General features: G+C 67.3%; 19 protein-coding genes. 11 read left to right on the forward strand and 8 right to left on the reverse strand.

The window, feature by feature from the left end; genetic code table 11:
- Positions 1–84 precede the first annotated feature (84 nt).
- Both ACSDHM_RS00900 and ACSDHM_RS00905 read left to right on the forward strand, forming a co-directional pair.
- Positions 85–804, forward strand: a complete 720-nt coding sequence (locus ACSDHM_RS00900) for a response regulator transcription factor (protein WP_005415146.1) — start codon at positions 85–87, stop codon at positions 802–804.
- On the forward strand, positions 801–2,270 hold the full coding sequence (locus ACSDHM_RS00905; protein WP_439426571.1) for a sensor histidine kinase: 1,470 nt from the start codon (positions 801–803) through the stop codon (positions 2,268–2,270). Before ACSDHM_RS00900 ends, ACSDHM_RS00905 begins: the two co-directional genes overlap by 4 nt.
- Here the strand turns inward: ACSDHM_RS00905 and ACSDHM_RS00910 are convergent.
- Both ACSDHM_RS00910 and ACSDHM_RS00915 read right to left on the reverse strand, forming a co-directional pair.
- Positions 2,267–3,613, reverse strand: coding sequence for an ATP-binding protein (locus ACSDHM_RS00910; protein WP_111008273.1), 1,347 nt, complete (start codon positions 3,611–3,613; stop codon positions 2,267–2,269). The two genes, ACSDHM_RS00905 and ACSDHM_RS00910, sit on opposite strands and share 4 nt — an antisense overlap.
- On the reverse strand, positions 3,610–4,299 hold the full coding sequence (locus tag ACSDHM_RS00915) for a winged helix-turn-helix domain-containing protein (RefSeq protein WP_069139418.1): 690 nt from the start codon (positions 4,297–4,299) through the stop codon (positions 3,610–3,612). The genes ACSDHM_RS00910 and ACSDHM_RS00915 overlap by 4 nt, the downstream gene beginning before the upstream one ends.
- Positions 4,300–4,648: 349 nt before the next feature.
- On the opposite strand from ACSDHM_RS00915, the gene asnB reads away from it, so the two are divergent.
- Positions 4,649–6,550 carry an asparagine synthase (glutamine-hydrolyzing) gene (gene asnB / locus ACSDHM_RS00920; protein WP_439426572.1) on the forward strand — a complete coding sequence of 634 codons (1,902 nt, stop codon included), beginning with the start codon at positions 4,649–4,651 and terminating at the stop codon, positions 6,548–6,550.
- Positions 6,551–7,329: 779 nt separating this feature from the next.
- On the opposite strand, the gene ACSDHM_RS00925 is transcribed toward asnB, so the two are convergent.
- The gene (locus tag ACSDHM_RS00925) at positions 7,330–7,677 is read right to left on the reverse strand and encodes a phasin family protein (RefSeq protein ID WP_061480483.1); all 348 of its coding nucleotides are present in this window, start codon (positions 7,675–7,677) and stop codon (positions 7,330–7,332) included.
- A gap of 116 nt (positions 7,678–7,793) precedes the next feature.
- Complete coding sequence (gene queD, locus ACSDHM_RS00930) at positions 7,794–8,156, reverse strand: 6-carboxytetrahydropterin synthase QueD (protein WP_005407953.1); 363 nt, start codon at positions 8,154–8,156, stop codon at positions 7,794–7,796.
- Positions 8,157–8,347: 191 nt separating this feature from the next.
- Here queD and ACSDHM_RS00935 point away from each other — a divergent pair, with 191 nt between their 5' ends.
- Positions 8,348–10,987, forward strand: a complete 2,640-nt coding sequence (locus tag ACSDHM_RS00935; protein WP_439426573.1) for a TonB-dependent receptor — start codon at positions 8,348–8,350, stop codon at positions 10,985–10,987.
- A 74-nt stretch (positions 10,988–11,061) separates the two neighbouring features.
- Entirely contained in the window at positions 11,062–13,656 is a 2,595-nt protein-coding gene (locus ACSDHM_RS00940; protein ID WP_072167758.1) for a M14 family zinc carboxypeptidase, read from the forward strand.
- Positions 13,657–14,210: 554 nt separating this feature from the next.
- Here ACSDHM_RS00940 and ACSDHM_RS00945 read toward each other — a convergent pair.
- Positions 14,211–15,632 carry a DEAD/DEAH box helicase gene (locus ACSDHM_RS00945; protein ID WP_049414254.1) on the reverse strand — a complete coding sequence of 474 codons (1,422 nt, stop codon included), beginning with the start codon at positions 15,630–15,632 and terminating at the stop codon, positions 14,211–14,213.
- Between the two features lie 620 nt (positions 15,633–16,252).
- Here ACSDHM_RS00945 and ACSDHM_RS00950 point away from each other — a divergent pair.
- On the forward strand, positions 16,253–17,242 hold the full coding sequence (locus ACSDHM_RS00950; RefSeq protein WP_111008190.1) for a fumarylacetoacetate hydrolase family protein: 990 nt from the start codon (positions 16,253–16,255) through the stop codon (positions 17,240–17,242).
- A 14-nt stretch (positions 17,243–17,256) separates the two neighbouring features.
- Complete coding sequence (maiA, locus tag ACSDHM_RS00955; protein WP_065179111.1) at positions 17,257–17,925, forward strand: maleylacetoacetate isomerase; 669 nt, start codon at positions 17,257–17,259, stop codon at positions 17,923–17,925.
- Positions 17,926–17,969: 44 nt separating this feature from the next.
- Here maiA and ACSDHM_RS00960 read toward each other — a convergent pair whose 3' ends face one another.
- The 3 genes from ACSDHM_RS00960 to ACSDHM_RS00970 form a co-directional block, all read right to left on the reverse strand.
- A complete protein-coding gene (locus tag ACSDHM_RS00960; protein ID WP_227837866.1) occupies positions 17,970–19,430 on the reverse strand; it encodes a UdgX family uracil-DNA binding protein in 1,461 nt (486 codons plus the stop codon).
- Positions 19,411–20,694 carry a putative DNA modification/repair radical SAM protein gene (locus ACSDHM_RS00965; RefSeq protein WP_088496867.1) on the reverse strand — a complete coding sequence of 428 codons (1,284 nt, stop codon included), beginning with the start codon at positions 20,692–20,694 and terminating at the stop codon, positions 19,411–19,413. Before ACSDHM_RS00965 ends, ACSDHM_RS00960 begins: the two co-directional genes overlap by 20 nt.
- A gap of 130 nt (positions 20,695–20,824) precedes the next feature.
- Positions 20,825–21,952, reverse strand: coding sequence for a PilT/PilU family type 4a pilus ATPase (locus ACSDHM_RS00970; RefSeq protein ID WP_049416904.1), 1,128 nt, complete (start codon positions 21,950–21,952; stop codon positions 20,825–20,827).
- A 121-nt stretch (positions 21,953–22,073) separates the two neighbouring features.
- Between ACSDHM_RS00970 and ACSDHM_RS00975 the strand changes: the two genes are divergently transcribed.
- From ACSDHM_RS00975 to ACSDHM_RS00990, 4 genes are all read left to right on the forward strand, one after another.
- Entirely contained in the window at positions 22,074–22,439 is a 366-nt protein-coding gene (locus ACSDHM_RS00975) for a DUF4398 domain-containing protein (protein ID WP_008264627.1), read from the forward strand.
- The gene (locus ACSDHM_RS00980; RefSeq protein ID WP_154329989.1) at positions 22,436–23,320 is read left to right on the forward strand and encodes an OmpA family protein; all 885 of its coding nucleotides are present in this window, start codon (positions 22,436–22,438) and stop codon (positions 23,318–23,320) included. The genes ACSDHM_RS00975 and ACSDHM_RS00980 overlap by 4 nt, the downstream gene beginning before the upstream one ends.
- Positions 23,321–23,644: 324 nt before the next feature.
- Positions 23,645–23,881, forward strand: coding sequence for a YdcH family protein (locus ACSDHM_RS00985; RefSeq protein WP_005407964.1), 237 nt, complete (start codon positions 23,645–23,647; stop codon positions 23,879–23,881).
- 301 nt (positions 23,882–24,182) lie between these two features.
- A complete protein-coding gene (locus ACSDHM_RS00990) occupies positions 24,183–25,553 on the forward strand; it encodes a pyridoxal-phosphate dependent enzyme (RefSeq protein ID WP_164093329.1) in 1,371 nt (456 codons plus the stop codon).
- Positions 25,554–25,555: the final 2 nt, after the last annotated feature.

Here is a 25,555-nt window from a genome sequence, read left to right on the forward strand (position 1 = left end):
ACGCAGGATTCAATTTTTCGTGAGGTATCGGCGGCCGTCCCGCGCCACAATGCAACCCGCCTCCCCACTGGCCTTGAGCTGACGATGTCGACCAAACGCGTGCTGATTGTTGAAGACGATGCCCACATCGCCGACCTGCTGCGCATGCACCTGGGCGATGAGGGCTACGACGTCGCCCATGCTGCCAGCGGCGATGCCGGCCTGCGCCTGCTCGAGCAGGAAGGTCCCTGGGACGCGCTGGTGCTGGACGTGATGCTGCCCGGCGTGGACGGGCTGCAGGTGTGCCAGCGCGCACGCGCGATGGCGCGGTATGTGCCGATCATCATCATCAGTGCGCGCGGCAGCGAAACCCAGCGCATCGTCGGCCTGGAACTGGGCGCGGACGATTACCTGGCAAAACCCTTCTCGATGCCGGAACTGGTGGCACGCGTGCGCGCGCTGCTGCGCCGCGCCGAGGCGATGGCGCAGAGCGCACGCATCGATGCCGGCGCGATCGAGCTGGGGGGACTGCAGCTGGACCCGGTCGCGCGCACCGCCTCGGTGGATGGCAATCCATTGGAGCTGACCCCGCGCGAGTTCGACCTGCTGTTGTTCTTTGCCCGTCACCCGGACCAGGTGTTCGCGCGCATGGAACTGCTCAACCAGGTCTGGGGCTACCAGCACGACGGCTACGAGCATACGGTCAACACCCATATCAACCGCCTGCGCAGCAAGATCGAGCCCGATCCGGCCAATCCGCGGCGGCTGCTGACGGTGTGGGGCCGTGGCTACAAGCTGGTCGACCCGGCCGGAGCGGCGGCATGATCAAGCCGAACCTGTGGCAGAAGCTGGCAGTGGTGACCGCTGCGCTGATGCTGACGTGCTGCATGGCGCTGCTTGCACTGCAGATGCGTGCCAATACCCGCCACGAGCAGGAGGTGGTACAGCGGTTGTCGTTGGGCCTGGCCGAGCACATCGCCCAGCGCAGCGAGCTGATGGATACCAGCGGCATGCGTGATGCGGCGGTGCGGGCGTTGTTCGGCCAGTTGATGGCGGTCAACCCCAGCGTCGAGGTCTACCTGCTGGATGACCAGGGTCGCATCCTCGGCCACGATGCACCCAGTGGGCACCTGGTGCGAAACCGGGTGGACGTGGCGCCGCTGCGCCGCCTGCTGGCCGGTGCGCCGTTGCCGATCCTCGGCGATGACCCGCGCAGCGCGAATGGCCGCAAGGTGTTCAGCGCGGCACCTCTGATCGTGCAGGGCCGGCCGGCGGGCTACGTGTACGTGGTGCTGGTCGGCGAGCACCGGCAGATGCTGGCCGACGATCTTGCCGCCGGCAGCCAGTGGAACACCACGCTGTGGTCGGTGGTGCTGGTCGGTGGCCTCGGCCTGCTGGCCGGGCTGGTGGCGTTCTACTGGGTGACCCGTCCGCTGCGGCGGCTGACCCGGCGCATCCAGGCCTTCGACATCGACGCACCCACGCCGTTGCCACCGCCGGACCCGCTGCGCCCCGGTGAGCGCGACGAGCTGGGGATCCTCGAACACGCGCACGCGCAGATGGCGCAGCGGCTGGGCGAGCAGTGGCAGCAGCTGCGCCAGCAGGACCTGCAGCGCCGCGAACTGGTCGCCAACATCTCACACGACCTGCGCACGCCGCTGTCGTCGCTGCATGGCTACCTGGAAACGCTGGCGTTGAAGGACGCCACGCTGACAGCGGACGAGCGCCGCCGCTATCTCGGTATCGCGCTGGCGCAGAGCGCCAAGGTCGGCCGGCTGGCGCGCGCGCTGTTCGAGCTGGCGCGGCTGGAGCATGGCGAAGTGCGGTTGGAGTGGGAGGTGTTCGCGCTGCCGGAGCTGCTGCAGGACGTGCTGCAGAAGTTCGAACTGGCGGCACAGGCGCGCGGCCAGCAGCTGCACGCAGCGTTCCCCCCCGGCCTGCCGCTGGTGCGCGCCGACCTGGGCCTGGTCGAACGGGTGTTGACCAACCTGCTCGACAACGCGCTGCGCCATGCACCCGACGGTGGACAGATCGAAGTGCGCCTGCGTGCGACTCCCGACAGCGTGGAGGTCAGCGTGGCCGATGACGGCCCAGGGGTCGCGCCGGCGTTGCGCACCCAGCTGTTCCAGGCACCGGCCGCGCTGGGCGCGCGGCGCGGCGAGAACGGCGGATTGGGGCTGTTGATCGTGCAGCGCATCGTGCAGCTGCACGGCCGCCGCATCGAACTGCGCGACAGCGAGCGTGGCGCGCTGTTCGTGTTCGCCTTGCCGCGTGCGGAACCGGCGGCCTAGCAGGCCGCTTCGCATTCGACGATGCCGCCGTTTTCCAGCGGCAGGCGCAGGCGGATGCAGGCACCGCCCAGCGCCGAATCGGTCACTTCGACGTGGCCGCCATGCTTGTCGGCCACCACCTGCACCAGCGCCAGGCCGAGGCCGAAGCCGGGACTGCCCGGGTCCAGCCGGACATAGGGCTGCAGCACCTGGCCGCGTAGTTCGGGTGCGATGCCGGGGCCGTCGTCCTCCACCTGCAGGCATAGCCAGCCGTCATTGACGGTGCTGGCAATACGGATCTGCCGGCGCGCGTAACGCAGTGCATTGCCGAGCAGGTTGCGCAGTGCCAGCTCCAGCATGTGCCGGTTGACGTTGACCAGGCCCACCGGCGACAGCGCCTGCTGCACCGGCATCGGCAGCGGCGCGAACTGGGCGACCACGCCGCGCACCAGCGCCGCCAGCTGCAGGCGCTGGCGGGTCAGCTGATGGCAGCGGCCCAGTGCGGCGTACTCGACGCCTGCATCGGTCAGGTGCTGCAGCCGATCCACATCGGTGCGCAATCCGCCCAGTGCATCGCGCTGCCCATCATCAAGCGCGGTGTCCTCCAGGTCGGCCAGGCCGAAACGCATCCGCGCCAATGGCGTGCGCACTTCGTGCGCCACCGCCTGCGCCAGCACACGCTGGCTTTCCAGCAGCTGCTGCAGCTGCTCGGCCATGTGGTTGAAGGCATTGGCCAGTGGCCGCACCAGCGCGGTGCCCGCACGCGGCGCACGCGTGTCCAACTGGCCATCGCGCATCTGCCTGGCCGCCTGCGCCAGCTGCGAGACGTCGCGCCACAACCGATAGACCATCACGTACATCGGCAATGCCACCGCCACCATCAGGATCAGCAGCAGGATCGCCACGCCGGACACTTCGCTGTCCTGCCAGCCCTCGTCCGGCAGCGCTTCATCCAGCGGCCCCAGCATCACCGCGTAGTCGCTGTCACCGATGCGCTGCAGGCTGCGCATGTGCTCCAGGTCGATCTGCACGCGGCCGTTGTTGAACGGCGGACGTTGGCTGGCCGGCAACGCCTTCACTGCCTCAGCCAGCGGCACCATGCGCAGCGCGTAGGCGAAATCGGCGTCGAGTTCGCGTGCCAGCACCGGCCACTGGTCGCGCGGGGTTTCGGCGAAGCGGTGCTGCAGCAGGGCATGGGTGCCACGCATTTCGGCCTGCAGCCCGGCTTCGGTGCGGTCCTCCAGCAGGGCATCCCAGGCCCACAGGCCCAGCACGATCAGCAACAGGTGGGCAACCAGGAAGCCGATGCCGTAGCGCAGGAAGTGGAAGGCGTGGCCGCGCATCGCCGAGGGCGTGCGCTTCATCCCCATGCCGAGCGGCTGAACAGGTAGCCGCGGCCACGGACGGTCTTGATCCGTTCCGGCTGCTCGGGGTTGTCGCCCAGTTTGCGGCGCAGGCGCGAGATGCGGGCATCGATCGAACGGTCCAGGCCGTCGAAGGCGATGCCACGCAGGCCGCGCAGCAGCGCGTCGCGGTCCAGGATCTGGCCGGCGTTGCTGGCCAGCAGGAACAGCAGGTCGAACTCGGCCGTGGTCAACTCCAGCAGGCTGCCCTGCAGGTGCACGTTGCGGGTGGACGGGTCGATGTTCAGCTCGCCGAAGCGCAGGCTGCCGTCACGCGGTTCGACCCGGCGGTGGCGGCGCAGGTGGGCGCGCAGCCGCGCCAGCAGCACCCGCGGTTCGATCGGTTTGCCGATGTAGTCGTCGGCCCCCAGCTCCAGCCCCAGAACCTGGTCGATGTTGTCGGTGCGGGCGGTCAGCACGCAGATGATGCCGTCATAGAGGGGCCGGATCTGCCGACACACTTCGAAACCATCCTGGTCGGGCAGGCCGACATCGAGCAGCACCAGGGCTGGTTTCTCGGCCAGGATGCGGGCCACTGCGCGCTCGCCGCTGCGCTCGTGGGCCACCTGGTAGCCATGCCGTTGCAGGTAGTCGCTGACCATCGTTCCCAGGCGGGCATCGTCTTCGACCAGTACGATATCCAGCATTTCCAAGGCCTCCGTAGGCGCAAACGTACCGCCACGGCACGAGCGCGGCGATGCTATCCCAGCCATCGGGCCGCCCGGGTCCCGGGGGCGGGCGCCATTCAGCCGGGGTTGCTGGCGCAGGGGCCGGGTCTCAGTCCCGACAACAACTTGGCGTTCAGCATAGCCTGCCGCTGTTACAAAACGTTACCTTCGTGATACGGCGGGTGACGATCGCTGACAGCAAAGCGACTGACGCGACGGGGCCTGCGGCCGAGCATGGAGTCTTCTCCGCTCCGCGTGCCGTCCCCATGTCGCCCGCCGCCCCCTGCCTGCTGAACCCGTCCCGCCGCCGCCAGTGCGGAGGCTCCCGATGAGCGGCGTGGTCGGGGCCTGGCTGCCGCCCGCCGAGGACGAGCAGCTGCTGCAGCAGCTGGCGCCAATGCTGCGGGCGCTGCAGCAGCGTGGGCGTGGCCGCATCGGTTACTGGACCGACGCCGAGGCCGGCCTCGCGCTGGGCCACTGCCGGGCGCCGGCCGACACGCCGTTGCAGCCGCTGAGCTCGGACTGCGGTCGCTACGTGCTGTGCCTGGACGGCCGCCTGTACAACCGCGCTGACCTGCAGGCGCAGTTGCGCGATCTGCCACGCAGCTGCAGCGATGCACGGCTGCTGCTGCAGGCGATCGTCGAATGGGGCGTGCAGCGGGCGCTGGCGCGTATCGAGGGCGCGTTCGGTTTCAGTGTCTGGGACCGCGAGTCGCGCGTGCTGTGGCTGGCCCGTGATCCGGTGGGCGAGCGGCCGCTGTATTACGGCTGGTGCCAGGGCCGGTTCCTGTTCGCCTCGGAGTTGAAGGCGCTGCAGGCTTTCGCCGGGTTCGCCCCGAGCATCGACCAGGATGCGCTGAGCCTGCTGCTGCGCCACGACTATGTGCCGGCGCCGCACACCATCTACCGCGGCATCCACAAGCTGGTGGCGGGCGCGATGCTGCGCATCGATCTCAGCGACCATGCCGCGGGTTGCTCCAGCCAGGCCGCGCAGGGGGGCGCGCGTTACTGGTGCGCACGCGAAGCAATGCAGCGTGCACTGCAGGAGCCGGTGCAACCGGCGCCGAGCCTGGAACAGGCCACCGATCAGCTTGAGGCGGTACTTCAGAAAGCCATCGCTTCACGCATGCACTCGCCGCTGGCCTGTGGCGCGTTCCTGTCCGGAGGCACCGACTCCTCGCTGGTGACGGCGATGATGCAGGCCCAATCCACGCTGCCGATCGAAGCATGGACGGTCGGCTTCGACGATCCGGGACATGACGAGAGCGACTGGGCGTCGCAGGTCGCGCGCCATCTGGGTGTGCAGCACCACCTGCACCGCATGGACGCGCGCCAGGGCCTGGATCTGCTGCAGCGCCTGCCGCAGGTCTGGTGCGAACCGTTCGCCGACGCCTCGCAGCTGCCGACGCTGCTGGCCAGTGAACTGCTGGGGGCACGCAAGCCGGTGGCGCTGACCGGTGACGGTGGCGATGAACTGTTCTTCGGCCACCCCAGCTATGGCCGCGCGCTGCGCAATGCGCGCCTGTGCGGTGGCTTGCCGGACTGGGTACGCGACCTGGCGCGGCGCAGCGGCAACCGCATGAACGCCGAGCGTGGTCGCTTGGGTGGCTGGCGTGCATTGGTGGCCGAGGTTGCTGCCAACGATGTGGAAGGCCACTACCTGCAGCGGGTGACCCGCTGGCGGCAGCCGGCGCAGGTGGTGCTGGGCGCGCGTGAACCGGTGACGATCTTCCAGCAGCAGGACACGGCGCTGCCGGCCGAAGCGCGCATCCAGCTGCTGGATTTCCGCATGGACCTGGCCGAGGGCATTCTCGCCAAGGTTGACCGCGCGGGCATGGCGGCGGGCGTTGAAACCCGTGCGCCGCTGCTGGACATGGAGGTGGTGCGACTGGCCTGGCGCCTGCCGCAGCACCTGAAGTACCACGATGGCGAACACAAACTGATTCTGAAGCACCTGTTGGCACGCTACCTGCCCGAGCCGCTGGTGTACCGTCCCAAGCGCGGCTTTGGCCCGCCGATGGCGCGCTGGCTGGCCGGTCCATTGCGCGATTGGGCGGAGGCGCTGCTGGACCCGCAGCTGCTGCGCAACCAGGGCTGTTTCGATGCGGCGCGCGTGCGCGGCATCTGGGAAGCGTTCCTGCGCGGCGAGCGCAAGTGGCACACGCACCTGTGGAACGTGCTGATGTTCCAGGCGTGGCACCAGCACTGGCACGGTGGTCGCGGGCGCTGAGGTTCCTTTGCGGTGTGTTCTGCGTGGCGTGTGGCGGATTCGTTCTGCGTGGCGCAGGGCGGAGGCCCTTGCGTACGAATGTCCTCCGGCGCCGGCCGTTGGCCGTCACCTCCCCCTTTACTTCGTACGCAAGGGTCTCCGCCCTGCGTTCGAAATCTATCGGCGCTTTATTGGAGACAGCCTGCTCGATGCCTTGGCCGCCGCAAGCCGAACCTCGTCGGGGCGGGCAGGGGCCTGGGCAAAGTAAAGGAGGAGGTGACGGCCAACGGCCGGCGCCGGGGGACATTTGCCCAGACCCCTGCCTGCCCCGGCGGGGCCGTTCAATTCGCGGCGAATCGAAACGAAGGCACGCGTGCGGTGGGTTCATTTTGCGTGGCGCAGGGCGGAGACCCTTGCGTACGAATGTCCTCCGGCGCCGGCCGTTGGCCGTCACCTCCCCCTTTACTTCGTACGCAAGGGCCTCCGCCCTGCGTTCGAAATCTATCGGCGCTTTGTTGAAGGCAGCCTGCTCGGTGCCTTGGCCGCCGCAAGCCGAACCTCGTCGGGGCGGGCAGGGCCTGGGCAAAGTAAAGGAGGAGGTGACGGCCAACGGCCGGCGCCGGGGGACATTTGCCCAGGCCCCTGCCCGCCCCGGCGGGGCCCATCAGTTCGCAGAGAGTCCAAGCGAGGAAGCGCTATTCAATCCAGAAGCCAGGCAAAAAAAGACCCGGCAGAGGGAGGGATCTGCCGGGTCCGGATTGCATGGGGGGAGGGACCCATGCAATGAGCGTTGCGTCGCGTCAGTGACTGTTCGCGTCCGCCGTTGATTCGTTGTAACCCTGCACCAGTTCGGACCAGGCCTTGCTGGCCTGCAGGCCGAGACCGACCACATCCTGCTGGGCCTGGCCCAGCCGCTGCAGGTTGTCCTGCCACAGCTGTGCGCCCCTGTTGAGCATCCCGGCCGCGTCGTCGCTGCGGGCCAGTTCACCCAGCCAGCCGCCGGTCGCGGTCAGGTTGCGCTCCATCGCCTTCAACTGCACGCCGAACATGCTTTCCGCGTTCTCCAACGCCAACCGGTTCGCACGGGTTGCCGCGGCGGCGAGCTGGCGGGTGGCATCACTGAAGCGATCGCTGAAGGCGGCGGCCATGGGGCATCAGGGAGTGGCTTGATGCATTGCAGCATACGCCCTTGATGCGGCAATGCAACAAGAATAACAAAGGCGCTCAGGGCGCCTTTGAAAAACCTTTCAGATCAATGAGTTGATCAGGCCGTCGGACCGCGGTAGCGGCAGCCGGAGGTGCAGGTTTCGTGCACGGTGATCTCGCTCAGCGCTGGCAGGCTGGGCTTGAGTTCGTTCCAGATCCACACCGCCAGGTTCTCGCTGGTCGGGTTCTCCAGGCCGGGGATGTCGTTGAGGTAGTGATGGTCCAGGCGGTCATAGATGGGCTGGAAGGCCGCCTTCACGTCGCCGAAGTCCATGATCCAGCCGGTCTGCGCGCCGGGCTCGCCCTCGACCTTCAGTTCCACCCGGAACGAGTGGCCGTGCAGGCGCGCGCACTTGTGCCCCGGCGGCACGTTGGGAAGGCGGTGCGCCGCCTCGAGCATGAAGACTTTGAAGATTTCCATGGCGCAATTGTACGCCGCAGGTGGCCGGCCATCCTGAGCGGATGTCGGGCTTTCGTGAAGTAACTCTTTCCATCCGGATGAAGAGATGATAGCTTCTCTTATATCCGTATGAAGAGATGTTATTGGCCGGACCCGGGCCAGGCATGGACTACTGCGGAACTTCGTCGTCCTTACCATCTCCCCACATCGTCATGCCCAAGCACACCCTGCTCGTGGCGGCCCTGGCCGTCGCTCTGGCCGCGCCTTTGTCCGCCGCCGCCGAAACCTCCGCCGACGCCGTTGGTGACGCCAATACCCTGGCCGCCGTGCGTGTCACCGGTTCCAACATCAAGCGCACCGATACCGAGGCCTCCAACCCGGTGCAGGTGATCGGTCGCCAGCAGCTGGAACAGACCGGCAAGGCCACCGTGGCCGACGTGCTGCGTTCGATCTCGGCCAACACCGGCAACGCCGCCAACGAAACCACCAACAACGGCTGGGCGTCCGGCTCGGCCGGCATCGGCCTGCGCGGCCTCTCGCAGAAGAACGCGCTGGTCCTGCTCAACGGCCGCCGCCTGGCCAACTACGGTTTCCCGGCCGGTGGCCTGTCCGACACCTTCGTCGATCTCAATGCGCTGCCGCTGGTCGCGGTCGAGCGCATTGAAGTGCTCAAGGACGGCGCCTCGGCGGTATACGGTTCCGACGCCGTGGCCGGCGTGGTCAACATCATCACCCGGCAGAACTTCGAAGGCGCCGAGATCGGCGGCAGCTTCGGCGGTGCCGACCAGGGCGGCCTGCACGAGCAGAACCTGAAGTTCGTCGGCGGCCTCGGTGATCTGGACACCGACGGCTACAACATCCTCTTCAGCCTGCAGGGTTACAACCGCGAGCGTCTGGACCAGGACGAGCGCAATCTGACCCGCAGTGGCATCTACACCGACAAGCCCGGTGGCCGCTGGAACGGCTGGTCGGCCAAGGGCGCACGCTACCTGGTCAACGGCGTGTCGGTGCCGATGCTCGATGCCAACGGCAACTGCCCGGCCGGCACCACCCGCGTTGCCAGCGCGCCGATCGATGGCCTGTCCGGTGATACCTGCGGCTTCAACCAGGCACCGTTCACCACGCTGATCCCCTCTACCAAGCGCTATCAGGCCTACGCCAACGGTACGTTCCGCCTGAACGACAACGTCGAAGCCTTCGGCGAGGTGCTGTACAGCCAGATCAAGAGCGCCGCGTGGTTCGGCAGCAGCCCGTTCTTCACCCTGGAGAGCGGCCGCTTCGCACTGAACGCGGACAGCGGCCTGGCCGAGCCGGTGTCGTCGCTGCTGCCGGCCAGCAATCCGTATAACCCGTACGGCCGTGCGATCCCGATCGAGTACACCTTCTTCGACCTCGGCGGCACGATCAAGACCAACCGCTCAACCGCCTATCGCGGCGTGTTCGGTCTGCGCGGCACCACCGCCAACTGGGACTGGGAAGTGGCTGCATTCGGTGCGCGCAGCAGTGAGCGGGAGACTGTGTCCGGCGGGTTCGCCAACCGCTGGGCGCTGGCCAACGCACTGTCCACGGGCAGCTACAACCTGCTTGACCCGGCAGCCACGCCGCAGTCGGTGCGTGATTCGATCAACATCGCCACGCTGCGTCCGGCCGAGTCCAAGCTGCAGGGCGTCGATGCGAAGATTTCCGGCAGCCTGGGCCGCACCTGGGCCGGCGAGATCGGCTTCGCCGCTGGTGCCGAGTGGCGCCGCGAGAAGCTCGATTCCAACAACCCGTGGCAGATCGACGCCGGCCTGCAGGTGCGCCCGGCCATCGCAGAAGTACATGGCCAGCGCCAGGTCAGTGCCGCCTACGCCGAAGTGAACGTACCGCTGGCCTCGACGCTGGAGCTGTCCGCCGCTGCACGCGCCGATCACTATGATGATTTCGGCGATGCGTTCTCGCCGAAGATCGGCCTGCGCTGGCAGCCGCTGGACTTCCTGCTGGTACGTGCATCGGCCTCGAAGGGCTTCCGTGCGCCGTCGCTGTCGGAAAACTCCAACAGCACCAGCATCGCCTATGGCAGCGTGGTCGATCCGCGTGATCCGGACGTGCCGGGCTCGCGGCAGAACCCGACCTTCTTCACCGTCGGCAACAACGCATTGAAGCCCGAGCGCACCAGGAGCGTGAACTTCGGCGTGGTGCTGTCGCCGTGGGCCAACACCAATCTGAGCGTGGACTACTACTGCATCCAGCTGGACAATCTGGTCGGCACCAACAACACCCAGACCCTGGTCAACGACAACGTGGCCGGTGCCGTGCAGCGCGACGAGCGCGGCAAGCTGCAGGCGGTCTACAACCGCTACCAGAACCTGAGCGAGCTGAAGACCTCGGGCATCGACGTCGAACTGCGCCAGCGCATCCCGACCGCGGTGCTGGGTGACTTCACCGTGTCCTCGGCCTACACCCACGTGCGCGACTACCGTCGCCCGACCGTGGTCGGTGGCCCGCTGGTCGACTACGCCGGCAGCAACCTGGGCGCGACCCTGCCCAAGGACAAGGCCACCACCACGCTGGATTGGAAGTACGGTGATTTCAACGCAGCCGTGACCTGGTACTACACCAGCAGCTACCGCCAGGAAGCCAGCACCGCCGCCAAGGCCGTGCAGCAGCGCGTTGGCAGCTACAGCCAGTACGACCTGTACCTGGCCTACACCGGCATCGACAAGCTGACGCTGTATGCCAAGGTGCAGAACCTGGCCGACAAGACGCCGCCGTACGACGCCTCGTTCCCGGGCATCCGCGCGCCGTACGACTTCAGCCAGTACGACCTGCGCGGCCGCTACTTCACGCTGGGCTTCGATTACCGCTTCTGATCCATCCGCCGCAGCCGGCCACCTGAAGGGACCGGCCGCGCAACTGTCTGCCGTTGTGTTCCAGGGGAGTCACCGTGTCCTTGCATCGCCGTGCCGTTCTTCCGTTGCTGCTTGCCGCCGCCACTGTACTGTCCTGCCCGCAGCCGGCGCAGGCACAGAGTGCCTATTTCTTCCCGCAGGCCACGGATGCGGCAGCCTTCGATGCAGCGGTGCCGACGCCGGAGCAGTTCCTCGGCTACCCGATCGGTAGCCGCTACACTCGGCACGACCAACTGGTGGCGTACTTCCAGGAGCTGGCGAAGCGTTCCGACAAAATCAGCGTGCGCGAGATCGGTCGCAGCTATGAGGGCCGCCCGCTGCTGATCGCCACCGTCACTGCTGCAGGCAATCATGCGCGGCTGGAGCAGATCCGCCAGCAGCACGCGACCCTGGCCGATCCGGCGCAACCGCGCAGCGCGGCCGGTGACAGCCCGGTGGTGGTGTGGCTGGGCTACAGCGTGCATGGCAACGAGACCTCCAGTGCCGAGGCGGCGATGCTGACCGCTTACTACCTGGTGGCCAACCGCAGTGCCGAAACCCAGCAGTGGCTGCAGCACGCGGTGGTGCTGTTCGACCCGGCACAGAATCCGGACGGCCGCGACCGTGCCGCCAACTGGCACAATGCCTGGGCCTCCGATCCGGCGTCGGCCGACCCCGCCGACAAGGAACATGTCGAGCCGTTCCCGCAGGGTCGCACCAACCACTATTTCACCGATCTCAACCGCGACTGGCTTGCCCTGACCCAGCAGGACTCACGGCCGAAGGTAGAGGTGTTCCACCAGTGGTACCCGAACGTGCAGATCGATTTCCACGAGATGGGCAAGGACAGCACGTACTACTTCGAGCCTTCGCCGAAGAGCATGCACAGCCCGTTGATTCCGGCGCCGTCGTACGAGTTCAACAAGACCCTGGCCAGGTACCACGCGCAGGCGCTGGATGCCTTGGGTTCGCTGTACTACACCGGCGAGAATTTCGACAACTTCTCGCCGGTGTATGGCTCGACCTATCCGGACTTCCACGGCGCGGTCGGCGTCACCGTCGAGCAGGCCAGTTCGCGTGGCCGCGTGCAGGAATCGGTGAACGGCCTGCTGACCTTCCCGTTCACCATCCGCAACCAGGTCGCCACCGGGCTGGGCACGGTGCGTGGTGCGGTAGCTGAGCGCAGCGGCCTGTTCGACCTGCAGAAGCATTTCTTCCAGAGCGCGTTGAAGCAGGCCGCACAGCAGCCGGTGAAGAGCTTCGTGTTCGGCGACGCGCACGATCCGGCACTGACCCGTCGCCTGCTGGAACTGTTGCTGCTGCATCGCATCGAGGTGCGCGCGCTGGAGCATGCAGTCACTGTCGATGGCCAGCGCTTCGATGCCGGCAGCGCCTACGTGGTGCCGGTGCAGCAGGCGCAGTTCCGCCTGGTGCATTCGATCTTTGCCGAGACGCCGCCAATCAAGGGGGATGTGTTCTACGGCAGCACCAGCTATGCGATCGCACCGGCCTACGGCGTGGCGTTCGCCGGCAGCCGTAGCCGTATCGAGGGTGGCGCACGCGTGACCGCGCTGCCGGCGGAGCAGGGTGCGGTGCTGGGTGGCCAGGCCGGATTCGCGTACGCGATCGACTGGCGCGACTACAACGCCGGGCGCGCGCTGGCTGTGCTGCAGGGCAAGGGCGTGAGCGCACGTGCCGCGTTCCAGCCGTTCACCACCGCGACCGTGCAGGGCGAGGTCAGCTTCGCTGCCGGCAGCCTGGTGATTCCGGTTGCCGGGCAAGCGCTGCAGGGTGCGGCGCTGCTTGAGGCAGTGACATCGGCCGCGCGCGAGGCAGGTGTGCAGGTGCACGCGCTGTCCAGTGGCCGCAGCCGCGAAGGCATCGATCTGGGCAGTGACGGCGTCAAGGCGCTGCGCAAACCCGCGGTTGCGCTGGTGATGGGGGAGGGCGTGGCCGCCACCGAGATCGGCTCGGCCTGGTTCCTGCTCGACCAGCAGTTGCACTTGCCCGCCAGCAAGCTGGACCCGCAGCAGCTGGGCAAAGTGCCGCTGGACCGCTACACCACGATCGTGCTGTCCGGGGGGACCTACACCGGCGTCGATACCACGGCGGTGGCTGCACTGAAGCGCTGGGTGCAGGCCGGTGGTTCACTGGTGACCTACGGCAGTGCTTCGAAGTGGGCGATCGAACAGAAGCTCGCCGACGGCGAGAAGCTCGGCAAGGACGAAGAGACTGCCGACGAGAGCCGCCGCGCATTCGGCGACCAGCGCGACATCGCCGCGATCGAGCGGGTCAGCGGCAACATCCTCAGCGCCGATGTGGACATCAGTCATCCGCTGGCGTTCGGCGTGCCGCGCCGGCAACTGGCGGTCAACAAGGAAAACACAGTTGCCCTGCAGCCGAGTGCGAACCCATTCTCGACGGTGGTACGCATCGACACGCCGCCGCGGGTGAATGGCTATCTTTCCGAGCGCAACCGTGCGCGGGTGGCGGGCAGCGCGTGGCTGCTGGTGTCGGCGCAGGGGCAGGGCAACGTGGTGCTGTTCGCCGACGATCCGGCGCACCGGAAGTACTGGCACGGGACGGACCGGTTGCTGATCAACGCGATCTTCTTCGGGAATCTGGTGAATCCGAGCAAGGCGCGGGGTTGAGGCGTTTGGCGCCTTGACTGATGCGTGTGGGGGCGGCCGGGCGGGCTGCGCAGGACACGCGTAAACCCGTCCTTGGGGGCTCGATGGCGCCATCCATGGCGCCAACGGTCCTGCGCAGCCCGCCCGGCCGCCCCTCGACGGTTTCCTGCGGGCGCGGACGCATCGAACCCCAAGGCGGGAGCAAGGGCAAAAGCAAAAGCAAAGCCAGGAATTGCGACTTCGGCTTTTGCCTTTGAATTTGAACTTGAACTTGAATTTGAATTTGAATTTGATCTTTCTTCTCCCGGCTACCCGGCGGGAGAAGAAGGCGCAGGCAATGCTTGATGCGGATGGGCATGGGGGCAGCGCAGAACCGTTGGCGCCATGGATGGCGCCATCGAGCTTACATGGACGTATTTACAGCGTGTTCTGCGCTGCCCCCATGCCCATCCGCCCTCGGTACCGCCACCGCGTGCTTCATCACCCGGTAGCCAGCAACAAAAAAGGACGGCGCGTCAGCGCCGTCCCTCGATAGCCTCCCGCGCAACGGGAAGCACAACAGCTGTCAGCTGTGATCAGCCGGCGCGGCCGCCGCCATTGCCTCCCTGGCCGCGGCCACGGCCGCCACCATTACCGCCACCGCCACGACGCTGGCCCTGACCGGCGCCTGCACCCGCGCGCTGCTGGCCGTTGCCACCGCCCTCGCGACGGCCACCGCCGGCCTTCTTCGGGCCGGCATGCGCATGGCGCGGCGCATCACCGTGCGGACGGCGTGCGTGGCTCTTGCGCGGTGCGCGCTCGCCGGTATCGTGCTCGGCCTTGCCCGGCGCACTGTTGCCCCAGCGGATCGGCGTCTGCAGCTCGAAGCCCGGCACGTCGCGGATGTCCATGTCGCGGCCCAGCAGGCGCACGATCGCGCGCAGCAGCTTCACTTCATCCTGCGCCACCAGGGAGATCGCCTGGCCGGTGGCGCCGTTGCGGCCGGTACGGCCGATGCGGTGCACGTAGTCCTCGGCCACCATCGGCAGGTCGAAGTTGATCACCTTCGGCAGCTCGTTGATGTCGATGCCGCGCGCAGCGATGTCGGTGGCCACCAGCACGGTCACGCGGCCGGCCTTGAAGTCGCCCAGCGCACGCAGCCGCTGGCCCTGGCTCTTGTTGCCATGGATCGCCGCGGTCTTGATGCCCGACTTTTCCAGGAACGTGGCCAGCTTGTCGCTGCCGTGCTTGGTACGGGCGAACACCAGGGTCTGCTCGCGACTGTCCTGCGCCAGCAGGTGCAGCAGCAGGTCGCGCTTGCGGCCGGCATCGACTGGATGCACGCGATGGGTGATGGTTTCGGCCACGGTGTTCTTCGGCGTGACCTGGATCTGTTCCGGGTTGCGCATGAACTCCAGCGCCAGCTGGCGGATGTTGTCCTCGAAGGTGGCCGAGAACAGCAGGGTCTGGCGGTTCTGCTTCGGCAGCTTGGCCAGGATGCGCTTGATCGACGGCAGGAAGCCCATGTCGAGCATGCGGTCGGCTTCATCCAGCACCAGCAGTTCAATGCCGGACAGGTCGACACTGCGACGCTCCAGGTGGTCGATCAGGCGGCCCGGGCAGGCCACCAGCAGGTCCACGCCACGGCGCAGGATGTCCAGCTGGTTGCCCATGCCGACGCCGCCGTAGATGCAGGCGCTGGGAATGCGCAGGTACTTGCTGTAGCCGCGCAGGCTGTCATGCACCTGGGTGGCCAGTTCGCGGGTCGGGGCCAGGATCAGCGCACGCGGCTTGCGCGGGCCGGCACGCACTTCCTGCGAGGCGGTGCCCAGGTGCTGCAGCAGCGGCAGGCCGAACGCGGCGGTCTTGCCGGTACCGGTCTGTGCGCCGGCCAGCAGGTCGCGACCGGCCAGCGCCAGCGGGATCGCCTGCTGCTGGATCGGGGTCGGGTTTTCGTAGCCCTGCTCGGCAAGCGCACGCAGCAGGAAGGGCGCCAGGCCCAGCGATTCAAAAGACATTGAGATTGCTCCAGGTACAAGAAACGCCTGTCCGAGCGGACAGACGGGGGCAGATCAAAGTGATCGGCTGACTCGGAGCGTTCCCGTGAACCGCGCTGCGAGAAGTTGGGTGCAGCCGGCACGAAGCGCAGGCTGGAATGCGTGACGAACGGCGTCGGAGTGGGGGCGGGCGAAGAGGGCGGACCCTGGTCGCCGGCGATCCCGAAGGGAAACGGACGGCCGCTGCAGACCTGCCTAGTCTAACCGATGGCTGAGACCTCGCGCAAAAAGCCCCGTTCAGGTAAGGGGTTCTCTCTGCAGGGCTGCGCCCTGCACCCGCAGAGGCGGGAGCAACGTCAAAGGTCGGGTTCCTGTGGGCAGGCGGGGTCGGTCCGGTGGCAGGGGACGCTGCAAGTACCCCTCAGGGGCCCGGCCCACCCGCACTGCCCCGCCATCCCTCGGAATGGACGCTGTTGCTGTTGAGGTTGCCGGCCAGCGGCCGGCACTACCGCAGGCGCAGGCCTGCAAGCCCTGCCGACCCCCACTACGGTAGGGTGGGCCGATGCCGCGCTGCAGCTTGGCGTCGCCGCAGATTTGATTACACTTGAAACTTGTTTGCCCACGACTCCGGACACCCACCCATGAAGCTTGGTTCTTTGAAGGAAGGCGGCCGCGACGGCACCCTGATCGTCGTCTCGCGTGACCTGCGCCACGGCGTGCGCGCCACCGGCATTGCCGCCACCCTGCAGCAGGCCCTGGAGGACTGGAGCCACATCGCACCGCGCCTGAACGCCCTGTACGAATCGCTCAACGCTGGCGACGCCGATGGCGTGTTCGACCTCGATCCGCAGGCGCTGGCCGCACCGATGCCGCGTGCCTATGAATTCGTTGACGGCAGCGCCTACCTGCCGCACGTCGAGCGCGTGCGCCGCGCCCGCGGTGCCGAGGTGCCGGAGAGCTTCTACACCGACCCGCTGATGTACCAGGCCACCAGTGCGGGGTTCTACGGCCCGCGCGATGCGGTCAAGGTGGTCAGCGAGGACTACGGCATCGACCTGGAAGCGGAGATCGTGGTGATCACCGACGACGTGCCGATGGCGGCCACCCCCGAACAGGCCGCCGGCCACATCCAGCTGGTCGGCCTGGTCAACGATGTCTCGCTGCGCAACCTGATCCCGGGCGAGCTGGCCAAGGGCTTCGGCTTCCTGCAGTCCAAGCCGCGTTCGGCGCTGTCGCCGGTGTTCGTCACCCCCGATGAGCTGGGTGCTGCGTGGCAGGGCAGCAAGGTGCACCTGCCGCTGCTGACCCACATCAACGGCCAGTGGTTCGGTGCGCCGGAGGCGGGCGTGGACATGCAGTTCAACTTCGCCCAGCTGGTCGCGCATGCGGCCAAGACCCGCCCGCTGGGTGCCGGCACCATCGTCGGCTCGGGCACCATCGCCAATGAAGACACCAGCAAGGGTGCCTCGTGCTTCGCCGAGCAGCGCGTGGTCGAGACCCTGCGTGACGGCAAGCCGAGCACGCCGTTCATGTCCTTCGGCGACGTGGTCCGGATCGAGATGCTCGACGCTGCCGGCAACAGCATCTTCGGTGCGATCGAGCAGCGCATCGAACAGGCGGCCAAGCCCTGAGCATGGAGGCGGCGATGGAGATCCCGGTCGACGACGGCATCGTGCTGTACACCTACTGGCGATCCAGCGCCGCCTACCGCGTGCGCATCGGCCTGGAGCTGAAGGGCCTGGCCTGGGAGGCGCGGCCGGTGCATCTGGTGCGCGACGGTGGCGAGCAGCATCATGAGGCTTATCGCGCGCTCAATCCGCAGCAGCTGGTGCCGACCCTGCTGCATGATGGGCACACGCTGACCCAGTCGCTGGCGATCATCGAGTACCTGGAAGAGCGCTTCCCACAGGTGCCGCTGCTGCCGGCCGATGCTGCGGGCCGCGCGCGGGTGCGGGCGCTGGCGCAGCTTGTGGCCTGCGATATCCATCCGATCAACAACCTGCGGGTGATGCAGTACCTGGAACGCGACCTGCAGCTGCCTGCCGACGCCCGCACGCAGTGGACCCTGCACTGGATCGCCGAAGGCTTTGACGCGATGGAAGCGATGCTGGCCAACAGCCGCGACACCGGCACCTTCTGCCACGGCGACCGTCCTGGCCTGGCCGACATCTGCCTGCTGCCGCAGCTGTACAACGCACACCGCTTCGGCCTGGACCTGACGCCGTACCCGACCCTGCGCCGCATCGAAGCGGCGTGCCAAGCGCTGGAGGCATTCGACCGCGCGCGCCCGGAACACCAGCCCGACGCCGCCTGAAAAAAAGGGGACGGAGGGGATTAAGTCGTATATGCACTTACGACTTAATCCCCTCCGTCCCCTTTCTGTTGCAATCGGGCCAGGTCATCGCGGAACAACCGGTAGGCCTCCTCGCGGCGGGCATCGTCGGTCTGTCGCAGCACCCATGCCGGGTGCACCGTGGCGTAGCCGCGCGTGCCGTCCTCGAGGGTGTGCCAGCGCCCGCGGTCACGCGAGAGGTCGAAATCATGGCCGAACACCGAGGCTGCCGCTGTCGCGCCGAGGCACACGATCACCTGGGGCCGCACGCGCGCGATCTCACCCATCAGCCAGGGCCGGCAGGCCTGGATGTGACGGCTCTCCGGCCGCTTGTGCAGCCGCACCTTGCCGCGCCGTTCATGGTGGAAGTGCTTCACCGCGTTGGTGAGGTACAGCGTGGCGCGATCGATCCCCAGTTCCGCCAATGCGCGGTCCAGCACCTGGCCGGCAGGTCCTGCAAATGGCTGCCCACGCAGATCTTCGGTGTCACCCGGTTGCTCTCCGACCAGCATCACCCCGGCCCCTGCCGGCCCCTGTCCGAATACGGTCTGCGTGGCCTGCTCCCACAACGGACACTGGCGGCAGGCGCTGGCCTGCCCGCGCAGATTGTCCAGGCTGCTGGCTTCGGCTGCCGATGCCGGAGGGTTCGCTCGCAGCGGAATCCTGCGTTGCGGTGCCTGCGCGGGACGGTCATGCATTTCCTGCACGCGGTCGGCGGCGTCGCGTACCAGGCGAGGCAGCAATCGGGCTTCAGGCAGGTGGCGCCAGTACTTGGCCGGCATCTCCTGCATCATCATCCGCGTGTTGAGCCGGGCCGGATTGAAAATGCTGGCGTAGTAGGTCTGCCACAGCGACTCGCGTGCATCCTCGGCCGGGGCATCCTCGCGCCGTGCACCGGGGCCGAAGGCAAGCGCCTGCCCATCCCAGGCGACGCTGCGCGAAGGCGTGAGGATGGCCCAGCGCATGCCGGTGAAACGGCGCGCGAAGAACGGCGCGACCCGGTCGACGATGTGGTGCTGTGGCTCGAACCAGGCGATGAACGCATCAGGCTGGCCAGGCACTTCGCGGAAGCGCACGAATGCCTTCATCTTGTGCGTGTCGCGGCGGACCGCCTGTGCCATGGCCATCGCCCGCAGTACGTCGGCATCGGCGGGGTTTGACAGCACCGAGCGTTCGCCATGGGCGATGCGCCACAGCAACCGGTACAGGAGGGCCATGCGTTGTCCGTCGCGATGGCACAGGCAGGTGGCCGCCAGTTCCAGGAAGTCGCGCGGTACCGTCAGTGCGCCAGCATCGGCCTGTGCGGGCGCCGAGGTGACCGCTGGCGCGTCCAGCAGCGATGCGTCGCTGCCCTCGAGCCAGTCCAGCTGCTCCGGCGCGACGCCGCGCAGCAGGGCTTCGCGCGCACCGCTGCGCCAAGCCTCCAGCGACCATGGCGGATCCACCCGCAGCGACCAGCGCTGCGCGTCAGGCCGCGGACGGGGCATCGAACAGCGAACCCTGTCGCGGCGGCGGGGCCAGCTGCGCGCGCAGCGCCGCCGGGTCGTCCAGTGCTTTGCGCGGGTGATGGTCGGCCAGCAGCACGAACGGCAGCAGCTTGCTCATCGGTGCCTTCAGGCGTGCGAGGTCGGCCACGCGCAGCCGCCCGTGACGGCGCGCCATCAGCACGCGCTTGACGTTGCGCACGCCAAGGCCGGGCACGCGCAGCAGCATCTCCTTCGGTGCCCGGTTCAGATCGACCGGAAAGCGCTCGGGGTGGCGGATCGCCCAGGCCATCTTCGGGTCGATATCCAGGTCGAGCATGCCGTCCTGGGTGGTATCGGTAATTTCATCCACGCCGTACCCGTAGAAGCGCAGCAGCCAGTCAGCCTGGTAAAGGCGATGTTCGCGCTGCAGCGGTGGCGGCTGCAGTGGCAACTGCCGGCTGGCGTCCGGAATCGGGCTGAACGCGGAGTAGTAGACCCGGCGCATGCGGTAGTTGCCGTACAGGCTGTCGGCGCTGGCCAGGATCTGCCGGTCGTTTGCCCCGTCCGCGCCGACGATCATCTGGGTGCTCTGCCCGGCCGGTGCGAAACGGGGAGGGCGCGGGCGAGTGCTGCGGCTGGCCGTCGGTGCCACCGCTGCGGGGGCCCTGCGAGCTTCCTTGGCTTCCTCGATGCGCCAGCGCAGTTCGCCCATCGCGCCACGGATGGAATGAACCGTCTTCTCCGGCGCCAAGGCGCTCAGGCCGGCTTCGGTCGGCAGTTCCACGTTGATGGACAGGCGGTCGGCATAGCGCCCGGCACTGGCCAGCAGTTCCGGCGAGGCCTCGGGAATGGTCTTGAGGTGGATGTAGCCGGCGTAGCGGTGTTCTTCGCGCAGCTGCCGGGCCACTTCCACCATCTGTTCCATGGTGTAGTCCGCATTGCGGATGATGCCGCTGGACAGGAACAGGCCCTCGATGTAGTTGCGCTTGTAGAAGTCCAGGGTGAGCGTGACCACCTCATCCACGCTGAAACGTGCACGGGGCACGTTGCTGGAAACCCGGTTCACGCAATAGGCGCAGTCGTAAATGCAGAAGTTGGTCAGCAGGATCTTCAGCAACGACACGCAGCGGCCATCGGGCGTGTAGCTGTGGCAGATGCCCATGCCCTCGGTGCTGCCGATACCGCCACTGGCGCGCGAATCGCGCTTGCCCGAACCGCTGGAGGCGCAGGAGGCATCGTACTTGGCGGCATCAGCCAGAATGGCCAGCTTGCGGATGGTTTCCATTGAGGAAACCTACGGATGAGCGGTCTCATTGGATGAGACCGCCCCTGAACTCTTCAGAAAAAGGGGATCGAGGGGATCAAGTCGCCAGTGCACAAACGACTTGATCTCCTCCGTCCCGTTTTTCGTGGGATCAGAAGCCGTGGGTGATGCTGGGCGCGCCCGCCGAGAAATCGGCGTACGGGTCGTGCTCGCCGCTGCTGCCTTCGGACAGGCGGAACTTCAGGGCCAGGCCATCGCGCGAGTCGGCCGCGCGCAGCGCTTCCTCCTGCTCGATGGTGCCGGCCTTGGCCAGCCGGAACAGGCACTGGTCGAAGCTCTCCATGCCTTCTTCCAGCGAGGCTTCCATCGCGGCCTTGATCTCGTGCACCTGGCCGCGGCGCAGCAGGTCGCGGATCATCGGCGTGTTGATCAGCACCTCGGTGGCCGGCAGGCGTCGGCCCTCCTTGTTCTTCACCAGGCGCTGGCTGATCACGGCACGCAGGTTCAGTGCCAGGTTCATCAGCACGTTCTTGTGCGCGCTTTCCGGGAAGAAGTTGAGGATGCGCTCGATGGTCTGGTCGGCGTTGTTGGAGTGCAGGGTGGCCAGGCACAGGTGGCCGGTCTCGGCGAAGGCGATCGCCGCCTCCATCGTCTCCGCATCCAGGATCTCGCCGATCAGGATCACGTCCGGTGCTTCACGCATCGCGTTCTTCAGCGCGTTGTGGAAGGCATGGGTGTCCAGGCCGACCTCGCGCTGGTTGACGATCGACATCTTGTGCTTGTGCAGGTACTCGATCGGATCCTCGATGGTGAGGATGTGACCGGTGGTGGTGCTGTTGCGGTGGTCGATCATCGACGCCAGCGAAGTCGACTTGCCGGAGCCGGTGGACCCCACCACCAGCACCAGCCCGCGCGGGGTCATGATGACGTCCTTCAGCACCTGCGGCAGGTTCAGCTCCTCGATGCTCGGGATCCGGCTGCGGATGGCGCGGATGACCATGCCGACCTCGCCCCGCTGCTTGAACACGTTGACGCGGAAGCGCCCGGCATCGGGCAGGGCGATGGCCATGTTGAGCTCCAGCTCGCGCTCGAACTGCGGCACCTGGCCCTCGTCCATCAGCGAGTAGGCGATCTTCTTGACCATGCCCGGCGGCAGGCCGGTGTTGCCCAGCGGATAGAGCTTCCCCTCGATCTTGATGTAGACCGGTGCCCCGGTGGTCAGAAACATGTCCGAAGCGTTCTTTTCGGTCATCAGCTTCAGGAAGTAGCCGATATCCATTGCGAATTTTCCCCAACGAAACGGCCGACGCCCGTTGCCAGCACGGTGTCGGCTTGACGACAATGGCCGTGAACCGACAACCGGTACGGCCTCCCCAATGAAACGACTTAGCTTCGCACGAATGCGCCATGGCCTGTATGTGATGGCGTTTGCATTCGCACTGTCTGCCCCCGCCTGGGCGCAGGACGCTGCCCTGGAACTGGCGCAGGCCCGGCAGGCGGTCGACAAGGCCACCCAGGCCGATGCCGACCAGTACGCCCCGGACCTGATCGGGCTGGCCCGGCAGGGGCTGGAGCAGGCCCAGCGCGCCGCCGGCGACCGCCGCGAGCGCAAGAACGCCCCGGCGATGGCCCTGCGCGCTGCCGCCGATGCCGACCTGGCCCGCGCCCGCAGTGAGGAAGCCACCGTCACCGCGCAGCTGCAGTTGCGCCGCAACGAGGTCAACCAGCTGCAGCGCCAGCTGTCGACCGGGGAGGACCGCCGGTGAAGCCGATGACCGCCGCAACCCTGGCCGCGCTGCTGGCGCTGCCGACCCTGGCCGTGGCCGCCGACAACCCGATGGTGGCGCAGCTGAGCCAGCGCCTGATGGCCATCCAGGCCAACCCCGATACCGCTGAGCTGGGCGCCTTCGAGCGCATGCAGGCGCAGCAGGCCATCGCGACCCTGGACAAGGCCAAGCGCCGTGACCAGGAGCTGGCCACCTACCTGGCCGAGCGCCGGGTGGAGATTGCCGAGACCGCAGTGCGCACTGCGCTGGCCGCGCGCGAGGTCGACCGCCTGGAGCGTACCCGCAGCGACCTGCTGATCGAGGCCAGCCGCCGCGATGCCGCCCGTGCCCGCCAGGAAGCCGAGCAGCTGCGCATGCAGGCGCAGATGCAGGCCGAGGAGGCCGAACGCCTGCGCCAGGCGGCCGAGGCCGAGACCCTGGCCCGCCAGGACGCCGAGAATGCCCTGACCAGCGTGGCCGGCAAGCAGCAGCAGCGGCTGAGCGCTGCCCAGCAGAACGCTGCCAGGCTGGCCCGCGAGGAAGCCGAGCTGGTGTCCGGGCAGAAGCTGCCCGGTTCGAAGTTCGACGCTCGCGGTGAGGTCTTCACCTTCGGGGGTGACGCGTTCGCCGCAGGCGCCTCCAGCCTGTCCGGCGGCGCGCGCAACCAGGCCAAGGCCCTGGCCGAGTACCTGAACATCGGCAAGAAGGGCCGCCTGCGCATCGAGGCCTACGACAGTGCCAACGGCGTGGGCCAGAAGCGCGCCGAAGCGCTGCGCGACGCCCTGGTCGCGGGTGGTGTCGCCAGCAACCGGATCCAGGTCAGCGGCAAGAAGGCTGCGTCCACCCGGGCGCGCTCGGCCGAGGTCATCATCGCCCCGTAATTGCTTGATATTGTTTGTTTTTCGTTGTGATGAGCATTCAGCCTGAACCCCGCCCCGGCGGGGTTCGGTCTTTTTGTCGCAGGGGTCTTGTACCCCGCCCTGAGCAGGCGTAGGGTCAATCGTCCGGGACGCAATGCCGCGGACCGGACGATGGGAGGGCCGGGCCGATGCAAGCAGGGCGCGAACCGCAGCAGATCGACGTGCGCAGGCCAGTGCCGCAGGTCGTTGCAGGCGTCCAGGTGGCCATCGGCCGGCACTCCTCCATAAACAACGCCCCGTGCCTTGCGGCCGGGGCGTTCGTGTATCTGTCGAAGGAGGTCCATCATGTTTGAAGATCAGCCCCAGAGCGAGATCGACGCCCGTCGCGCGCGTGATCCGGAGTTCAGGGCACTCCATGACCAGCACCGCAAGTTGAACAAGAAGTGCATGGACGCGGAGTTGGGTGTACTCCCGATCGATGATGTCACCCTGGGTCGCATGAAGCGTGAGAAGCTGCTGGCCAAGCAACGTCTTCTGCGAATGTACGAAACACCGCTCCCAACGACGTCCCCCACGCTTTGACGCACTCCGTCGCGCCCGGAACGGCGTGACCCGGCCATCGATGGCCCCGCCGGGCGCTTCTGCCCCGGCATCGCGGCACCGCCGATGAGGCGGCCGCGCCAAGGCACCACAGGCGGTGGTGCCTTGGCCTGCAGGCACCACTCACCGATGCGGGCGGTACCGGTCTCCTCGTCGATCCGGGGCCGCCCGCATCCCTTTACGGGGCCGGCGGGCGGCATCTCCGCGCCGACCTGACATTCAGCGCCATCCGTCGGATAATCATCGGTCCGGCCCTGCGTGGCGCGAATCGAAAGTCCTCCGAATGCCCATCCATTCCTCCGTCCTCGAACTCATCGGCCAGACCCCGATCGTCAAGGCCCAGCGCCTGGACACTGGTGTCTGCGAGCTCTACCTGAAGCTCGAGAGCGCCAATCCGGGCGGTTCGATCAAGGATCGCATCGGCCTGTCGATGATCGAGGCGGCGGAGCAGCGGGGTGACCTGAAGCCGGGCGCAACCCTGGTCGAAGGTACCGCCGGCAACACCGGCCTGGGCCTGGCACTGGTGGCCCAGCAGAAGGGCTACAAGCTGATCCTCGTCGTTCCCGACAAGATGAGCCGCGAAAAGATCTTCAACCTGAAGGCGATGGGTGCCGAAGTGCGCCTGACCCGGTCGGACGTCGCCAAGGGCCATCCCGAGTACTACCAGGACCTGGCCAAGACCATCGCCGAGCAGACCCCGGGCGCCTATTTCATCAACCAGTTCGGCAACCCGGACAACCCGGCCGCGCATGAGTTCGGCACCGGCCCGGAGATCCTCGAACAGATGGGCGGTGACCTCGATGCCATCGTGTTCGGCTGCGGCAGCTCCGGTACCATGACCGGCCTGTCGCGTGCGTTCGCCAGGCTCTCGCCGAAGACCGAGCTGGTGCTGGCCGATCCGGTCGGCTCGATCCTTGCCGAGTACATCAACGACGGCGTGCTCAACGACAAGTCGGGCAGCTGGCTGGTGGAAGGCATCGGCGAGGACTTCCTGCCCTCGATCTCCGACTTCAGCCGTGTCAAGAAGGCTTATGCCATCAGCGATGCCGAGAGTTTCCACACCGCGCGCGAGCTGCTGGGCAAGGAAGGCATCCTCGGCGGTTCGTCCACCGGCACCCTGCTGGCCGCGGCGCTGAAGTACTGCAAGGAGCAGACCACGCCGAAGAAGGTGCTGGTGCTGGTCTGCGACACCGGCAACAAGTACCTGTCTAAGATGTACAACGACTACTGGATGCTGGACAACGGCTTCCTGGAGCGCCCGCAGCACGGCGACCTGCGCGACCTGATCCTGCGCCCGTACGGCCAGCGCGACACGGTGGTGATCGGCCCGAACGACCTGTTGACCACCGCCTACCAGCGCATGAAGCTGTATGACGTGTCGCAGCTGCCGGTGATGGACGGTGACCAGCTGGTCGGCATCGTCGATGAAAGCGACGTGCTGCTGCATGTCTACGGCGACGAAGCGCGCTTCCGCGACACCGTGGCCACCGCGATGGTCAGCAAGCTGGACCGGCTGGACGTGAAGTCGCCGATCGAGGCCCTGCTGCCGGTGTTCGACCGCGGGCAAGTGGCGATCGTGATGGACGGTGACGCCTTCCTCGGCCTGATCACCCGCATCGACCTGCTGAACTATCTGCGCCGTCGCGTGCAGTAAGC

Source organism: Stenotrophomonas sp. T8, from assembly GCF_051853085.1.
Taxonomy (GTDB): domain Bacteria; phylum Pseudomonadota; class Gammaproteobacteria; order Xanthomonadales; family Xanthomonadaceae; genus Stenotrophomonas; species Stenotrophomonas sepilia.

Coding starts and splice junctions, on each gene's coding strand:
- ACSDHM_RS00900 (WP_005415146.1), top strand. CDS start 85: ATGTCGACCAAACGCGTGCTGATTGTTGAAGACGATGCCCACATCGCC.
- ACSDHM_RS00905 (WP_439426571.1), top strand. CDS start 801: ATGATCAAGCCGAACCTGTGGCAGAAGCTGGCAGTGGTGACCGCTGCG.
- ACSDHM_RS00910 (WP_111008273.1), bottom strand. CDS start 3,613: ATGAAGCGCACGCCCTCGGCGATGCGCGGCCACGCCTTCCACTTCCTG.
- ACSDHM_RS00915 (WP_069139418.1), bottom strand. CDS start 4,299: ATGCTGGATATCGTACTGGTCGAAGACGATGCCCGCCTGGGAACGATG.
- asnB (WP_439426572.1), top strand. CDS start 4,649: ATGAGCGGCGTGGTCGGGGCCTGGCTGCCGCCCGCCGAGGACGAGCAG.
- ACSDHM_RS00925 (WP_061480483.1), bottom strand. CDS start 7,677: ATGGCCGCCGCCTTCAGCGATCGCTTCAGTGATGCCACCCGCCAGCTC.
- queD (WP_005407953.1), bottom strand. CDS start 8,156: ATGGAAATCTTCAAAGTCTTCATGCTCGAGGCGGCGCACCGCCTTCCC.
- ACSDHM_RS00935 (WP_439426573.1), top strand. CDS start 8,348: ATGCCCAAGCACACCCTGCTCGTGGCGGCCCTGGCCGTCGCTCTGGCC.
- ACSDHM_RS00945 (WP_049414254.1), bottom strand. CDS start 15,632: ATGTCTTTTGAATCGCTGGGCCTGGCGCCCTTCCTGCTGCGTGCGCTT.
- ACSDHM_RS00950 (WP_111008190.1), top strand. CDS start 16,253: ATGAAGCTTGGTTCTTTGAAGGAAGGCGGCCGCGACGGCACCCTGATC.
- maiA (WP_065179111.1), top strand. CDS start 17,257: ATGGAGATCCCGGTCGACGACGGCATCGTGCTGTACACCTACTGGCGA.
- ACSDHM_RS00960 (WP_227837866.1), bottom strand. CDS start 19,430: ATGCCCCGTCCGCGGCCTGACGCGCAGCGCTGGTCGCTGCGGGTGGAT.
- ACSDHM_RS00965 (WP_088496867.1), bottom strand. CDS start 20,694: ATGGAAACCATCCGCAAGCTGGCCATTCTGGCTGATGCCGCCAAGTAC.
- ACSDHM_RS00970 (WP_049416904.1), bottom strand. CDS start 21,952: ATGGATATCGGCTACTTCCTGAAGCTGATGACCGAAAAGAACGCTTCG.
- ACSDHM_RS00975 (WP_008264627.1), top strand. CDS start 22,074: ATGCGCCATGGCCTGTATGTGATGGCGTTTGCATTCGCACTGTCTGCC.
- ACSDHM_RS00985 (WP_005407964.1), top strand. CDS start 23,645: ATGTTTGAAGATCAGCCCCAGAGCGAGATCGACGCCCGTCGCGCGCGT.
- ACSDHM_RS00990 (WP_164093329.1), top strand. CDS start 24,183: ATGCCCATCCATTCCTCCGTCCTCGAACTCATCGGCCAGACCCCGATC.